Below are 15,526 nucleotides of genomic sequence, written 5' to 3'. Positions count from 1 at the left end.
TGGAAGTATGGGGAAAGTTAGAATTGATCCATTTGTATTCTGGACATCAATCGTCGTTATAGTTGCGGCAACTGTGTTATTAGTATTAAACAAAGGAACAGCGGAACCGTATTTGAATAAGTTAATGACTTCCATTACCTATCAAATGGACTGGGCATTCCAGTTTTTAACAATCGGATTATTTATATTACTCATTTGGTTAGCATTTAGCCGTTTTGGGAAAATCAAGTTGGGTGAAGGAAAGCCCGAATTCTCCACATTTAGCTGGGGGACAATGTTATTCACTGCAGGCATGGGGACAAGTATTATGTATTGGTCGATGTTGGAACCGATTTATTATTTCATGGGACCACCTTTCGGAATTGAGGCCGAGAGTAATGAAGCGGCAGAGTGGGCATTGACGTATGGCTTATTCCATTGGGGAACATCAGCATGGGCACTTTATGCTTTCCCGACAGTTGTCATTGCTTATTCGTATTTTGTAAAGAAACGTCCTTCTTTAAAAATGAGCACTGCACTTAGTGGGGTTCTCGGTAAATATTCAGATGGCAAGATTGCAAAATTAATTGATGTGTTGGTAATTTGGAGTTTGGTCGGAGGTCTTGGTACATCATTGGGACTGGGTGTTCCAATGGTTTCTGCAGTTGTCGCTAGCATTTTTGGGCTAGATAAATCATTGATGCTCGATACAATTATAGTTATCAGTATTACAATCATCTACTCTGCAAGTGCTTATATGGGACTGCATAAAGGAATTAAACGATTGAGCGACATAAATGTCTTCCTTGCATTGGCTCTTGCGGTTTTCATCTTCATTGCAGGTCCGACATTGTTCATCTTAACGTATTTTACCAACAGTTTCGGAATGATGATTCAAAATTTTGCGATAATGAGTTTTTATACAGATCCAATTAGCAAAGGTGGATTCCCACAAGCTTGGACAGTATTCTATTGGGCTTGGTTTGCTGCCACGGCTCCATTCATGGGCTTGTTTGTTGCACGGATTTCCAAAGGACGCACGATTCGCCAACTAATTACACATATGCTGGTATGGGGGTCAGTCGGTGGGTGGACTTACTTTATGGTCTTTGGTGGATACACAATGAATCTACAATTGAATGACCTTCTTCCGGTAAAAGACATTCTAAACGATAGCGGGGGTCCAGCGGCAGTTGTTGAAATCTTGAAGTCATTGCCACTCAGCTACATTGTGTTACCATTCTTTGTGGTGTTGGCGGTTATTTTCCTTTCCACCTCACTCGATTCTGCGACCTATATCCTTGCGGCAATTGCGACGAAGGAAATAAAGAATGGACAAGATCCTGCAAGATGGCATCGTATGGTATGGGGTGCAATCCTTGCAGTCCTTTCGGTAACCTTACTAAATATAGGAGGATTACGTGTCATTCAAACTTCTGCCGTCATTGTATCCGTACCAATATTTGTTATTTATTTATTGTTAATCGTTTCGTTCTTCAAATGGTTAAAGCAGGATTTCCCGAAACAATAAAACAGATTCAAATTAGCGATACTTCACTCGCACACTAGGTTTTAAAATTATTACTTGGAGGTAATTACATGGTTTTCAATGTACGCGAATCGAACCGGTCAATTAAGACAAAATTTCCGAGAGAGGTTAAGGAAATCGAACATGTCTGGATTCCGTTATCGGACGGGACACGTCTTTCGGCACGCATCTGGTTACCTGTAGACGCAGAACAACAGGCAGTACCTGCTATTTTAGAATACCTTCCTTATCGCAAAAATGATTTTACGGCGCTAAGGGATTCGATTCGTCACCCGTACTTTGCGGGTCACGGCTATGCGAGCATTCGTGTGGACATGCGTGGTTGTGGCGATTCAGATGGGATTTTATATGATGAATATTTAAAGCAAGAGCAGGACGATGGACTTGAAGTACTATCTTGGATTGAGAAGCAGCCATGGTTCACAGGCGGAGTGGGAATGATCGGTAAATCGTGGGGCGGCTTTAACGGCCTGCAGATGGCGGCACGTCGTCATCCCGCGCTGAAAACAATCATTACACTTTGTTCGACAGATGATCGTTACGCTGATGATGTTCACTATAAAGGCGGTGCACTTCTTGCGTCGGACATGCTTTGGTGGGGTTCCACGATGCTTGCCTACAATGCACGACCCGCAGATCCCGCAGTTGTAGGGGATGCATGGAGAAAAAGTTGGTTGGAACGTTTAGAGAAAACACCACCATTCGTAGAAGAATGGATGAGACACCAGCGCCGCGACGAGTATTGGAAACATGGTTCCGTCTGTGAAAACTATGATGATATCGACATCCCTGTCTATGCGGTAGGGGGATGGGCTGATGGCTATACCAATGCAATCCCTCGTTTACTTGAAGGATTGAAAGGTCCACGCAAAGGGTTGATCGGCCCATGGGCGCATGAATATCCAGAAGTCGCGGTTCCTGGTCCACAAATCGGCTTTTTACAAGAATGCGTACGTTGGTGGGATCATTGGTTAAAAGGCGTTGACACTGGCATCATGGAAGAACCGATGCTACGTGCATGGGTACAAGATAGTGTACCGCCTAAAACGGATTACGCGATTCGACCAGGTCATTGGGTTGCTGAAAATGAGTGGCCACCTAAGACGCAAGAACAAAAAGCCTATTATTTGAACAAACAACAGCTTTCAGATAAACCGGTTGCAGAACAAGAAATAACCGTTTCAAGTGTTCAGCATCATGGACTCTATTCCGGTGTGTTCTGTCCATTCGGACAACCAGGAGATCTTCCTGCAGATCAGCGAATTGAAAATGGCTTATCCGTAGTCTTCACATCTGACCCGGTAAATGAGGCGATTGAAATTCTAGGTTCTCCTGAGTTTACAGTCGAAGTAGCATCTGACCAGCCGAATGCATTACTCACAGTTCGTCTGAATGACGTCGCACCAGACGGTTCTTCGACACGCGTGACGTGGGGCGTGTTGAACTTGACACACCGAAACAGCCATGAGCACCCTGAACACCTGGAGCCGGGTAAAAAATATACGGTAACCTTATGTATGAATGCAATTGGCCATAATTTACCTGCAGGACATTGTTGGCAATTAGCTGTATCGCCAACATATTGGCCACATGCTTGGCCATCTCCAGAGCCAGTGACATTGACCGTCTTTGCCAATGAAAAGACGTATCTCACGTTGCCAACTAGACAACCTAAAGAAATCGATCAGGAATTACAACCGTTCGAACACCCAGAAACCGCGGCTGTTATGGAACGTGTGATACTGCGTGAAGCAAACCGGACCAGAGAAATTCGCCATAATACAATTACAGACGTTTGGACGCTAGATGACTTTTCTGATGAAGGAGCAAGAATGCTTCCTAGTAACGGAATCGAATATGGCAGCACAAATCGCAACGTTTATTCCGTTACAGAAGAGGATCCACAGTCTGCTAAAGTTCAATGTGATTGGACACTGACTGTAGGACGTGGTGAATGGCAAACGAGCCTTAAGAGCACCAGCATCATGACAGCAGATGATAAGCAATTCTATGTCTCGAATGAGCTTATTGCTTATGAAGGCGAGACTGAAGTATTCAATAAAACATGGAAAATAGCAGTGCCAAGGGATTTTGTTTAATCAATAGTTCTCCTTGTACAGACAGTCTTTCTTTTATGGGAGACCGTCTGGCACAAGGAGTTTTTAGTGGGCTAACGTTTAAAGTACTATTTTTACACGTATTTCTATGTTCCATTCTATAAGTATGAAACACACTTTTAGTAATCATGATAATTTATTCAGGTATGATAAATTAGGTTGATTTCAATCACGCGTTTGTACGGGATTATTCATAGGAGACGGGTCCCGTTATAAATATGTATGGGTGATAATTGGATTCGTTTTCCCTATCAGGTACAGGGCATCTGAAAGCGAGTGAATAGTTACTTCTTTTAAAAATGAATAAGGTAAAGACCTGAGGAGGATCCCATGACAGCTATACTATTTATCATCATCGCCATTAATATCGTTTATGTTTCTTTATTCACGTTACGCGTCATTCTTGTTATAAAAGGATACCGTACGGCGGCATCGATTCTTTCGATGGGCGAAGTGTTTGTTTACCTGATGGGTTTAACAATTGTCCTAGACAATTTAGACAACCCAATCAATATTGCAGCGTATTGTGTAGGCTGGGGAATGGGCGTCTTCCTCGGAAGTAAGATTGAAGAGCGCTTGGCACTTGGTTATATTGTCTTTGACGTGGTCGTTGATTCACTTGAAATCGAAATACCAATGAAAATCCGTGAACAAGGGTATGGGGTTACATCTTGGGTGGCAGATGGTAAAGACGGTAAACGACTCGTTATGAAAGTGTTAGCGAAACGAAATTACGAACAGAAATTAAGAAAACTGGTCCTTTCATTAGCGCCTAAAGCATTTATAATCTCCTATGAACCAAACAAGTTCAACGGCGGATTTTTGCTAAAAAACCTTAACTCAGGACGTAATTAATCTCCATAAAATGTTGCATGTGAATACCATTAAAAATAGTGCGAGGGGTATAAAGAATGGCTATATTAAAAGATTTATTTATTGGATTATCTCAAAATCAATTCCTAAATACTGCAGCAAAAAAATATGGTTTGAAATTAGGGGCACAACATGTCGTCCCGGGGACGAATGTCGCAGAAACGATTGAAAGTATAAAAGAACTGAATGCGCAAGGGATTTCTTGTACGGTCGATAATTTAGGCGAATTCGTTTTTGAAAAAGAAGAAGCAATCGAAGCTAAAGGACAAATTCTTGAGGTAATTGAAGCAATCCATACACATAAAGTGGATGCACATATCTCATTAAAACCTTCTCAACTTGGCCTGGATATCGACTATGATTTCTGTTTGGATAATTTAAAGGAAATTGTGAGTAAAGCGAGCGCTTATGATATTTTCATCAACTTTGACATGGAGGATCACAACCGTCTACAACCATCGTTTGATATATTAGAAACGCTATCTAAGGAGTATTCTAATATAGGAACAGTGATCCAAGCTTATTTCTTCCGAGCTGTAGAAGACATTAAAAAGTATGAAAACTTCCGCTTACGTATCGTGAAAGGCGCGTACAAAGAGTCAGAAGAATACGCGTATCAAGATAAGAAAGAAATTGATGAAAACTATATCAAGCTCATCGAATGGCATTTGTTAAACGGCAAATTCACATCAATTGCGACACATGACCATGTAGTTATTAACCATGTGAAAAAGTTTGTAAAAGTGAACAATATTTCAAATGACAAGTTCGAATTCCAAATGTTATACGGGTTCAGAGTGGATATGCAGCTTCAATTGGCGAATGAAGGCTATAACTTCTGTACATATGTTCCTTTTGGTAGTGACTGGTATGGCTATTTTATGAGACGTCTTGCTGAAAGGCCGCAGAATTTAAATCTAGTTGTGAAACAGGTGTTTAATAAGAAAACGAATAAGGTCATTGGACTGTCGGCAGGGGCATTTTTGTTAGGGAGAATGACTAGAAAGAAATAGTGTTTTTATAGTACGAATAAAAATTCTGATTCAAATGAAGCTTTAGCTATCACTTGAGTCAGGATTTTTTGCGTAGATCATTCCAATGAAAACGCTTCGGCTACTACTAAGAAACGCCTTCGCTGGGATAGCCCATTCAAAAAGCACATTGTATTATATCGGATTAAACCTGCAACCTGAAACACGTATTATAAGTGATCATATGTGGGTGGATAGAATCAAAAACTTGTGCTACAGTTAATTCGCAGACAAGTTCAACTAGTTTAATTGCATAAAAAACAAGAAAAGTAGGGATGGAGCATATGAAAATACTAGCAATAGATATTGGGGGAACATCTATTAAGATGTGCATGGCTGATGAAAATGGAAATGCTACTGCATTTAAAGAATTCGATTCTGAAGCTGAAAAGGGTGGACAATACTTAGTTGATAATATTATAAAGAAAGTTATAGAGACTTATATAGAATTTGATGCCATTGGTATTAGTACAGCAAGTCAAGTAAACAGTGAAGAAGGCTCCATCATTTACGCGAATGAAAACTTTCCGGGTTATACAGGTATGAAAATAAAGGCTATTTTTGAAGCTGAATTCGGTGTTCCTGTGAAAGTTGAAAACGATGTGAATGCGGCTGCTTTAGGGGAAAAACATTTTGGAGCTGGTAAAGAAATTAACGATTTCTTATGCTTAACTTATGGAACAGGTATAGGCGGCGCTATTGTAATTGATTCGACTGTTTATAAAGGGCTTAATGGAGGTGCAGGCGAATTTGGTCACCTGATTTTGCATCCTGGAGGCGAGAAGTGTAATTGTGGCTGTGTGGGATGTTACGAGATGTATGGATCGACCACGGCTTTAGTGAAAAAAGCATTGGAGATTGATAACAAATACATCAATGGGCGAATGATTTTTGAAGGCCTGGAACAAGGCGATGTATCACTTGAGCGGGTACTTAATGACTGGGTACTTGAAGTCGCATATGGCCTCGTGTCATTAACGCATATCTTTAATCCTCCAGCGATTATTATAGGCGGTGGCGTGATGGAGCAAGATAGATTAATAGCAATGGTTACTCGCAAAGCAAAAGAATTAATGTTGAAGAGTTTTTCTAATGTGGAGATATTAAAAGCCTCGCTTGGTAATAAAGCAGGATTGTTAGGCGCGGCGTCATTGCATTTACCTAGCAAAAACTCATGAAAGTATATACTATACAGGTTCGTGAAGACCGAAAATTTGAAAGATAACTCCTTTTGTTACATCTATGAATGAGAGTAATCACATTTAGTGGTTGACTCTCTTTTTTGGTAGTTGTACAGATGAAAATATACACTATAGAAAGTAAGGAGTGGTTCAAGTTTGAATAACAACTTGGGTTTTATGGGTGGCTTATATGCTATTAGTGAATGGATTATGAAGTTTTCTTTGATTAATCTATTTTGGATACTCTTTAATATACCTATTATTTTTTTACTTTTGAATCTATTATTTATTGAACAGAAAGAAGCATTACCCTTTTTATTGATTCCTATAATACTATTAATGCCAATTTTATTCTTCCCTGCAACGACCGCAATGTTTGGAATGGTGAAAGGGTGGATTAGTAAAGATGAAGGCAGTAGTCATCTTTTCAAGTCATATTGGGGGTATTATAAAGAAAATTATAAAAGAAGTGCATTAATTGGGCTTATTTTAACAATAGCTTGGATGATTTGGGCGGCAGATGTCTATTACTTTTTCAATGATAATAATAGTATAATGATGTTTCTTTTTATAATAATGGGTATTATCTTATATGTCTTTTCAATCAATCTTTTTTCGGTTACTGTTCATTATCATATGAAGTTGTTTACTGCACTAAAAAATACACTTCTCCTAACGATAGGTAGTCCAGTGTTATTTATTGCGGTGGCAATTAGCAGTGGTGTTGTCCTATATATAAGCCTAAACGTTTTCAGGGTCTTCCTTCCCTTTTTAACAGGTTCTCTTATTACGTTTTTATCCTTTTCTGCTTTTTATAGAAATCACCTCAATAGTATTGAAAAAACTAAAAAGTGAAACAAACTGAATATTGTATTGCTAAATTTTGGGGTGCGTGTTAATCTGGAAATGCGCAATGAATGCAACCGGTTTCATAAACATATGGGAGAGGAGGAATCAATACCCGAATTAAACTGAATAGGAAACTGTGCAACCGCTTTCACTGAGGAGAACAAAAAGGAGAGATACTATGAGAAGCAAGAAATGTATTGTCAGCTTAATTTCTGTATTGTTAGTATCTATATTTGCACTAGTGGGGTGCTCAGCTTCCGACGACGAAGGGAAAAAAGTAGCATCTGGTGGCCAGGTAACAATTGACATTTTACAATTTAAAGTAGAAATTAAAGAACAGTTTGAAGCGTTAGTTAAAGTGTATGAAAAAGAACATCCCAATGTAAAAATCAATGTTAAAACGGTTGGTGGAGGAGCTGATTATGGCGGGTTGTTGAAAACATCATTCTCTTCCGGTGAAGCCCCAGACATCTTTAATGTCGGTGGACCGTCTGCAGTTGAAGAATATAGAGAGTATTTAGCGGATGTGTCTGATACAGAGGCTGCGAAAACGGCTAATGAAGGAACTTTAAACACCGTAACAGACGGTGATAAAGTGTTAGGATTACCGATAAATCAAGAGGGGTATGGCTTGATTTATAATAAGAGGATTTTTAAAGAAGCGGGCATCAATCCCGATGAGATTGTAACTTTCAAGGATTTAGAGAGCGCTGCTGAAACGTTAGACAGCCAAAAGGAAAAGCTTGGTATTGACGCTGTATTTGCACTAGCAGCAAAAGAAAAATGGGTAATTGGGAACCATCTAGCAAACATCTTTTTTGCACCAGAATTTAATAATGATATTCTAGAAGCTTTTGATGCAAAGACAATCCCATTTGAAAAAAGCAATGAATTGAAAAGGCATCTGGACTTGGAGAATAAATACTCCGTTCAGCCTGTCCTAAGCTTAGACTACTCTCAACAAGTGGAACAATTATTCTCGTTAGAACGTGTAGCGATGATTCAACAAGGCAACTGGATCTATAATTCAGTTTACGATATGGACCCAGAACTAGCGGAAAATGGGATCGGTATTCTACCAGTTCCTCTAGAAGGATATGAAGGCAAGATTCCAACTGGCGTCCCGTCCTATTGGGCTGTCAATAGTGCGAGTGATCCCGAAAAAGTCCAAGCAAGTAAAGACTTCCTGAATTGGATGTACACATCAGAAACAGGTAAGAATGCTGTACTAGAAGACTTTAAATTCATCCCAGCCTATCAAAACTATGATGCAACAAAAATAGCAGATCCGCTTTCGCAACAAATTTATGACTATGCTTCTAAAGGGAACACAATTGAAGGATGGGTATTTTTAGCATCTCCAACTTCGTGGAGTCAAGAAGTACTTGGCGTTAATATGCAAAAATATTTAAGCGGTTCCATGGAGTGGGATGACGTTATTTCTCAATCACGCGCTAAATGGGAAGAAGAACGCAAATAACAGGATTCAACAGAACAATACAGCTAACAAAAGTCTACGTCGTTTTTGTTAGCTGTACTTCATATTGGGGGTGCTAGAAGTGCGAAACCGTGATCTATCATTTTGGCTATTTATAATGCCAGTACTAGTGAGTTTATGTCTAGTCATTATTGTTCCATTTATTTATGGGTTCATTTACTCCTTTACAAATTGGAATGGACTAGTGGCTACTGAATTCATAGGGTTTAAAAACTATATTACATTATTTAAAGATGAAGAATTTAGAGCATCCATTTGGTTTACGACTAAATTCGCAGTGACATCTGTCATCCTTCTTAACTTCTTAGGGTTAGGTCTAGCTATGCTTGTGACCCGGAAAATGAAATCGAGTAACTTTATGCGAACGGTTTTCTTCATGCCCAACTTGATAGGCGGGCTTATCCTAGGATTCATTTGGCAGTTTATTTTTATCAGTGTTTTTGGAAGCTTAGGAGATTTACTAGGGATTGAGGCATTAACGGGTTGGTTGTCCACGACAGCAACTGGTTTTTGGGGATTAGTCATTTTGACATCTTGGCAAATGGCAGGCTACATTATGATCATCTATATTGCATACTTAGAAAACATTCCGAAGGATTTAATTGAAGCAGCGAAAATTGATGGGGCATCAAGTTACCAACGCTTTCGCAACATCACATTCCCACTGGTAGCACCTGCATTTACCGTTAGTATGTTTTTAACGTTGTCCGGTTCATTTAAAATCTATGACCAAAATTTATCATTGACGAATGGTGGACCTTACAACTCTACCCAAATGGCTGCAATGAATATTGTGAAAACAGCTTTTACTGAAAACAAAATGGCCTATGCGCAATCGCAAGCCGTTATTTTTTTCCTGATAATAGCATTTGTTGCAGTAACGCAAGTTTACTACAATAAAAAGCGGGAGGTGGATCTATAATGAAGAAGAGTAAGCGTAAACTGTATATGATAGAGCTACTTGGACTCTTGCTTGCTTTATTATGGCTATCACCGTTCTATTTAATGATTGTTAATGCATTTAAAACAAAAAGAGAAATTTTTTCGGGTGTACTTGGTTTACCGAAGGAACTCACGACAGATAACTTTGTTAAAGCGTTTAATGATTTAGATTTTTTTAAATCCCTTTTCAACTCCGTTTTAATTACCGTTGTGGGTGTAGGGGTTATAATTATCTTTTCATCTATGGCAGGGTATGCACTTGCCCGAAACAAAAGTAAACTTAGTGGCATAATTTTGTTGGTTTTTGTTGCTGCTATGTTAATTCCGTTTCAATCCGTTATGATTCCACTTGTTTCGCTTTTCGGAAAAGCAGATATGCTGAATCGCCCAGGTCTGATTTTCATGTATTTAGGATTCGGTTCTAGTCTATCCATCTTTTTATATCATGGTGCCATGACTGGAATATCTAATTCTATGGATGAGGCGGCTATTATTGATGGCGCGAATAAATTCCAAGTGTTTTGGAAGATTATTTTCCCATTACTAAAACCTATCTCTGTTACAGTAGGTATATTAAATGTCATTTGGATTTGGAATGATTTCTTACTACCATCACTCATATTAGCAGATTCAAGTGCGACGATTCCTTTGAAAATGTATCTTTTCTTCGGACAGTATACAAAACAATGGCATTTAGCATTAGCAGGATTAACTATTGCAGTTATTCCGGTAATTATCGGATACTTCTTTGCACAGAAACAAATTATTGAAGGGGTATCCGAAGGTGCCGTTAAATAAGCGTAAAAGGATGTTGATTATGTCTGTAACAATTAAAGACGTTGCGGCGAAGGCGAATGTAGCTCCATCCACCGTATCACGTGTCGTTTCGGATAGTCCTCTTATTAGTGAGAAAACGAAGCGACGAGTTCGAGAAGTCATGGAAGAAATGGGCTTTCATCTGAACTTTAATGCGCAAATGCTCGCCCTACAGTCAACAAAGACAATCGGTATTATTATGAAAAATTCTGCGAAGGAATCTATAATTACTTCCTTTTTTCCAGAAGTCATTCGGGGAATCAGTGCCTTGTGCAGTAAGCATGATTTCAGTATCAGTCTAACTACAGGGGAATCTGAGGAAGAAATTTTTACTGATACGGTAAAAATGGTGCGTGGAAAAAGAGTAGATGGCATGATTGTCTTATACTCAAAAAAAGATGATAAAGTGGTTCCTTATCTAATTGAATCTGGCATTCCTTTTGTCGTCATCGGAAAACCTCTAATTGAATCCGGTAAGATCATGTTTGTAGATAATGACAACGTTCAAGCAGCGAAAGAAGCAACAGACTTTTTACTAAACCTTGGACATGAAAAGATTGCATTTATTGGAGAAGATAAGCAGTTTGAAGTAAGTGAAGCTAGATTAAATGGTTTCATTCAAGCGGTAAAAGGAAAGAACTTGGATATTCCAGAGGGGTTCATCAAGAATATACAATTCAATCTTAACCATGGTAAACAAATTGTCACTGAATTAATGAGCTTAGCTGAGCCGCCAACTGCATTAGTTGTCTCAGATGACTTAAATGCGTTAATTGTGTTGACTGCATTAAGTGAAAAAAACATCAAAGTACCAGACGATATGAGTATGATTGTCTTTAATAATTCAGTCATATCGAAAGTAGCCAATCCGCCCTTAACGACTGTAGATACACAAATATTTCAATTGGGCTATGAATCTGCGAACTGCCTAATCGAACTGGTGAAAGATCCGCAAATGTTTAGAAAAAGCGTCATCATACCAACTGTTATTGTGGAAAGAAATTCGTGTTTAGCCCTGTAAGTAGGGAGAATGCGAAATTTCGAGCGTAAATGCAACCGGTTGCTTGAATTCATGCAACAGATTTTTTGAAGGAGGAACTATTCATGAACATTGTCGTATGGAATGAAAATCGTCATGAACAAAAAAATCCTGTTGTCTCGGATATTTATCCAAAAGGAATTCACGGGGCAATTGCAGATTTTTTACAACAGGACTCTCACCATGTAAAAACAGCAACGCTCGACGAGCTAGAACATGGTTTAACGCAAGAGGTTTTGAATGATACTGATGTACTTGTTTGGTGGGGGCATCTTGCGCATGATGAAGTACAAGATGAGATAGTGGAAAGAGTTAAGAAGCGTGTATTGGAAGGCATGGGCTTGATTGTTTTACATTCAGCTCATTTTTCTAAGATTTTCAAGACATTAATGGGAACAACTTGTGATCTTAAATGGCGTGAAGCAGATGAGAAAGAACGATTATGGGTTGTTGATCCGAGCCATCCCATTACAGAAGGCATCGGGGAGTACATCGAACTTGAAAAAGAAGAAATGTATGGGGAGCACTTTGATATCCCAGCACCTGATGAGTTGGTATTTGTCAGTTGGTTTGAAGGTGGAGAAATTTTCAGAAGCGGGGCAACATTTAAACGTGGAAAAGGGAAGATATTCTATTTCCGGCCTGGGCATGAAACATATCCTACATACTACAATAAAGATGTGCAACAAGTGATTCGCAATGCAGTGAAATGGGCAGCAAATTCGAATACACCAACACCAATCTATGGTAATGCTAAGCCATTGGAGAAAATTGCGAATCATAACGAGTGAAAACAACTGGAGGGGTGAGGTATGTTGAAATTACGAGTTGCTGTTATTGGATGCGGTAGCATTGCTAGATATAGACATTTAGGAGAATTTAATAACCATTCAGGAGTAGAAATTATCGCTGTCTGTGACATTGTAGAAGAAAGAGCACAAGAGATTGCGCAACAATATGGAGCAAAAGCGTATACGAGCTATGAAGAGTTATTAGAAGTGGAAAAACCGGATGCCGTGAGTGTTTGTTTACCAAACTATTTACACGCAGCCGTTTCAATCGCTGCTTTACAAGCGGGTTGTCATGTTCTATGTGAAAAGCCTATGGCAACATCGAGAGCGGAAGCAGAGGAAATGATTGAGGCTGCAAAAAAAAATAATAAAAAATTAATGATTGCTCATAATCAACGTTTTGTACCATCGCACGCTAAGGCACGAGACTTAATTGCAAAAGGTGAAGTAGGTAAAATCTATAGTTTCAGAACTGCATTTGGACATGGCGGACCTGAAGGGTGGAGTATTGACGGCAAAGACAGTTGGTTCTTCAATAAAGAGCAAGCTTTTATTGGAGCAATGGGGGATCTTGGCGTACATAAAGCTGATTTACTCCGCTATTTACTTGGAGAAGAATTTGTCGAAGTAGCTGGTTTTATCGAAACAAGTGCAAAAGAGAATACAGATGTTGATGATAATGCTGTTTGTATTTTAAAGTCTGAAAGCGGCGTGATTGGAACGCTTGCAGCTAGTTGGGCATATACGGCAAAAGAAGATAATTCCACGATTATTTATGGGGAACTTGCTACATTGCGTTTAGAAGATGATCCAAAGTATGCGTTAATTGTGCAATATAAAAACGGTGAAGTCGTTAACTATGAATTGGGTGGAATTCAGTCTAATGCCGAAGGTGGTCAAACAACCACGCATATTATCGATCATTTTGTTGACTCAATTGTGCAAGATACTGAGCCACTCATTAATGGTGCGGAAGGTTTGAAATCATTACAGGTAATCTTGGCTGCTTTGGAATCAATGAAAACAAAAAAAATCACAAAAATTTAACCAACCATTGGAGGTACGATTCATGAAACTTGGCGTATTTGCGGTTTTATTTGCAGGAAAATCATTTGAAGACATGCTGGATCACGTGAAAAAAGCGGGTGTAGATGCTGTTGAAATTGGCACAGGCGGCTATCCAGGAGATGCTCATTGTAATGTAGATGAGCTACTTGCAAGTAAGGATAAGCGGAAGGATTATCTAGATAAAATCCAATCACGCGGATTAACGATTAGTGCATTCAGCTGTCATGACAATCCAGTTTCCCCAAATAAACAACTTGCTCAAAATGCGCATAATACATTCGTGAAAACTGTTAAACTAGCACAGTTATTGAATGTACCTGTTGTCAACACATTTTCGGGGACACCGGGATCTCACGAGGGCTCAACACATTCAAACTGGCCGATATCCCCATGGCCAACAGAGTACTCGGATATCTATAACTGGCAATGGGAACAAAAACTCATTCCTTACTGGAAAGAACAAGGGAAATTCGCGGAAGATCACGGTGTGAAAATAGGGATTGAGCTTCATGGTGGGTTTTCAGTACATACACCCTATACCCTGTTGAAATTAAGAGAAGCAACTTCACCCGCTATCGGGGCCAATTTAGATCCAAGTCATCTCTGGTGGCAGGGGATTGACCCAGTCGCAGCTATTAAAATTTTAGGGAAAGAAAATGCCATTCATCATTTCCATGCCAAAGATACATTTATTGACCAGGACAATGTGAACATGCACGGCTTAACAGATATGCAACCATACGGAGATGTGCAAACACGTGCGTGGACATTTAGATCCGTCGGCTGTGGACACAGTATCCAAGAATGGTCTGATATGATGAGTGCTTTACGCACATATGGCTATGATTATGTAGTAAGTATTGAACATGAGGATCCGTTAATGTCGGTTGATGAAGGGTTCTCACGTGCAGTGAAGAATTTGAAATCGGTAATGATTAAAGATCAACCTGCCGATATGTGGTGGGTGTAATAAATAGAAAAGTTGCGTTGTATGAGGTTGATATTCATACAACGCAACTTTTTTAACGGTTAAATTAAAACATGTATTCATATAGTAAACCTGTATCAGGTGATCAACAACAAATTGTAGGTAATCCAAAAATGAAAAGAGTGGTTTGAATGAGTGTATTAAGAGTTGGAATTATTGGTGCTGGAGGAATTGCTAGTGGTGTACATATCCCTAATTATTTGAACAGCGGCTACGAGGTAGAAATAGTCGCAATAGCAGATGTTATAGTGGAACTTGCACAACAAGTTGCAGAACAATTTACAATTCCATATGTCTTTTCTTCCTATAAAGAAATGCTTGAAAACGTAGAATTAGATGCGGCAAGTGTTTGCATACCTAATAAATTTCATGCGCAAGCTACGATTGCTGCGCTCGAGGCGGGTTGTCATGTGTTGTGAGAAAAACCACCGGCAATGACTATGGAAGAAGCACAAATGATGGCGAAAACAGCTAGCGAGTCTGGAAAAATTTTAACGTATGGCTTTCATTATCGCTATCGACCTGAAGTGGAAATTGCAAAATCATTTATTGATGCGGGAGAAATGGGCGATATTTACGCTGCGCGCGTTCACGCTATTCGTAGAAGAGGTATTCCAGGTTGGGGTGTATTTACGAATAAGGAATTACAAGGCGAAGGCCCATTAATAGATATTGGCGTTCATATGCTAGATACCGCACTCTATCTCATGGGCTATCCAGCACCTGACGTTGTGTTAGGGAAAACACATCAACAAATAGGCCCCCAAAAAAGGAGTAGGGCTAATTGTTGATTGGGACTATGAAA

At 39.4% G+C, this 15,526-nt stretch carries 15 protein-coding genes; all 15 read left to right on the top strand.

Translation table 11 applies throughout. The features are described 5' to 3' along the window. Positions 1-7 precede the first annotated feature (7 nt). The 15 genes from I2483_RS03230 (at position 8) to I2483_RS19605 (ending at position 15,512) form a co-directional block, all read left to right on the top strand. On the top strand, positions 8-1,510 hold the full coding sequence (locus I2483_RS03230; protein WP_207173918.1) for a BCCT family transporter: 1,503 nt from the start codon (positions 8-10) through the stop codon (positions 1,508-1,510). Positions 1,511-1,578: 68 nt separating this feature from the next. Then, positions 1,579-3,627, top strand: coding sequence for a CocE/NonD family hydrolase (locus tag I2483_RS03225; protein WP_207173917.1), 2,049 nt, complete (start codon positions 1,579-1,581; stop codon positions 3,625-3,627). Between the two features lie 348 nt (positions 3,628-3,975). Beyond that, positions 3,976-4,500: a DUF2179 domain-containing protein gene (locus tag I2483_RS03220; protein WP_186670832.1), complete on the top strand. Its 525-nt coding sequence runs from the start codon at positions 3,976-3,978 to the stop codon at positions 4,498-4,500. 56 nt (positions 4,501-4,556) lie between these two features. Continuing rightward, the gene (locus tag I2483_RS03215; RefSeq protein WP_207173916.1) at positions 4,557-5,531 is read left to right on the top strand and encodes a proline dehydrogenase family protein; all 975 of its coding nucleotides are present in this window, start codon (positions 4,557-4,559) and stop codon (positions 5,529-5,531) included. 302 nt (positions 5,532-5,833) lie between these two features. After that, the gene (locus tag I2483_RS03210) at positions 5,834-6,727 is read left to right on the top strand and encodes an ROK family protein (RefSeq protein WP_207173915.1); all 894 of its coding nucleotides are present in this window, start codon (positions 5,834-5,836) and stop codon (positions 6,725-6,727) included. 159 nt (positions 6,728-6,886) lie between these two features. Further along, positions 6,887-7,585, top strand: a complete 699-nt coding sequence (locus I2483_RS03205) for a YesL family protein (protein WP_255550252.1) — start codon at positions 6,887-6,889, stop codon at positions 7,583-7,585. Positions 7,586-7,757: 172 nt separating this feature from the next. Beyond that, positions 7,758-9,059 carry an ABC transporter substrate-binding protein gene (locus I2483_RS03200; protein ID WP_207173914.1) on the top strand — a complete coding sequence of 434 codons (1,302 nt, stop codon included), beginning with the start codon at positions 7,758-7,760 and terminating at the stop codon, positions 9,057-9,059. 79 nt (positions 9,060-9,138) lie between these two features. Then, positions 9,139-9,999: an ABC transporter permease subunit gene (locus tag I2483_RS03195; protein ID WP_207173913.1), complete on the top strand. Its 861-nt coding sequence runs from the start codon at positions 9,139-9,141 to the stop codon at positions 9,997-9,999. Beyond that, complete coding sequence (locus I2483_RS03190; protein WP_207173912.1) at positions 9,999-10,817, top strand: carbohydrate ABC transporter permease; 819 nt, start codon at positions 9,999-10,001, stop codon at positions 10,815-10,817. The genes I2483_RS03195 and I2483_RS03190 overlap by 1 nt, the downstream gene beginning before the upstream one ends. A gap of 19 nt (positions 10,818-10,836) precedes the next feature. Beyond that, positions 10,837-11,856, top strand: coding sequence for a LacI family DNA-binding transcriptional regulator (locus tag I2483_RS03185; protein ID WP_207173911.1), 1,020 nt, complete (start codon positions 10,837-10,839; stop codon positions 11,854-11,856). A gap of 83 nt (positions 11,857-11,939) precedes the next feature. After that, entirely contained in the window at positions 11,940-12,665 is a 726-nt protein-coding gene (locus I2483_RS03180; RefSeq protein ID WP_207173910.1) for a ThuA domain-containing protein, read from the top strand. Positions 12,666-12,686: 21 nt separating this feature from the next. Beyond that, positions 12,687-13,712: a Gfo/Idh/MocA family protein gene (locus I2483_RS03175; protein WP_207173909.1), complete on the top strand. Its 1,026-nt coding sequence runs from the start codon at positions 12,687-12,689 to the stop codon at positions 13,710-13,712. 22 nt (positions 13,713-13,734) lie between these two features. Further along, positions 13,735-14,703 (top strand): sugar phosphate isomerase/epimerase family protein, encoded by a 969-nt coding sequence (locus tag I2483_RS03170; RefSeq protein ID WP_207173908.1) that lies wholly within the window; start codon positions 13,735-13,737, stop codon positions 14,701-14,703. Between the two features lie 149 nt (positions 14,704-14,852). Then, positions 14,853-15,140, top strand: coding sequence for a Gfo/Idh/MocA family protein (locus I2483_RS19610; RefSeq protein WP_346267687.1), 288 nt, complete (start codon positions 14,853-14,855; stop codon positions 15,138-15,140). 15 nt (positions 15,141-15,155) lie between these two features. Next, positions 15,156-15,512: a Gfo/Idh/MocA family protein gene (locus I2483_RS19605; protein ID WP_346267686.1), complete on the top strand. Its 357-nt coding sequence runs from the start codon at positions 15,156-15,158 to the stop codon at positions 15,510-15,512. Positions 15,513-15,526: the final 14 nt, after the last annotated feature.

It is taken from the genome of Sporosarcina sp. E16_3 (assembly GCF_017347125.1).
Taxonomy (GTDB): Bacteria; Bacillota; Bacilli; order Bacillales_A; family Planococcaceae; genus Sporosarcina.
Note: the sequence above shows the minus strand (reverse complement) of the source record. Positions and strands in the feature narration are given on the sequence as shown.

Coding starts and splice junctions, on each gene's coding strand:
- I2483_RS03230 (WP_207173918.1), top strand. CDS start 8: ATGGGGAAAGTTAGAATTGATCCATTTGTATTCTGGACATCAATCGTC.
- I2483_RS03225 (WP_207173917.1), top strand. CDS start 1,579: ATGGTTTTCAATGTACGCGAATCGAACCGGTCAATTAAGACAAAATTT.
- I2483_RS03220 (WP_186670832.1), top strand. CDS start 3,976: ATGACAGCTATACTATTTATCATCATCGCCATTAATATCGTTTATGTT.
- I2483_RS03215 (WP_207173916.1), top strand. CDS start 4,557: ATGGCTATATTAAAAGATTTATTTATTGGATTATCTCAAAATCAATTC.
- I2483_RS03210 (WP_207173915.1), top strand. CDS start 5,834: ATGAAAATACTAGCAATAGATATTGGGGGAACATCTATTAAGATGTGC.
- I2483_RS03200 (WP_207173914.1), top strand. CDS start 7,758: ATGAGAAGCAAGAAATGTATTGTCAGCTTAATTTCTGTATTGTTAGTA.
- I2483_RS03190 (WP_207173912.1), top strand. CDS start 9,999: ATGAAGAAGAGTAAGCGTAAACTGTATATGATAGAGCTACTTGGACTC.
- I2483_RS03185 (WP_207173911.1), top strand. CDS start 10,837: ATGTCTGTAACAATTAAAGACGTTGCGGCGAAGGCGAATGTAGCTCCA.
- I2483_RS03180 (WP_207173910.1), top strand. CDS start 11,940: ATGAACATTGTCGTATGGAATGAAAATCGTCATGAACAAAAAAATCCT.
- I2483_RS03175 (WP_207173909.1), top strand. CDS start 12,687: ATGTTGAAATTACGAGTTGCTGTTATTGGATGCGGTAGCATTGCTAGA.
- I2483_RS03170 (WP_207173908.1), top strand. CDS start 13,735: ATGAAACTTGGCGTATTTGCGGTTTTATTTGCAGGAAAATCATTTGAA.
- I2483_RS19610 (WP_346267687.1), top strand. CDS start 14,853: ATGAGTGTATTAAGAGTTGGAATTATTGGTGCTGGAGGAATTGCTAGT.
- I2483_RS19605 (WP_346267686.1), top strand. CDS start 15,156: ATGACTATGGAAGAAGCACAAATGATGGCGAAAACAGCTAGCGAGTCT.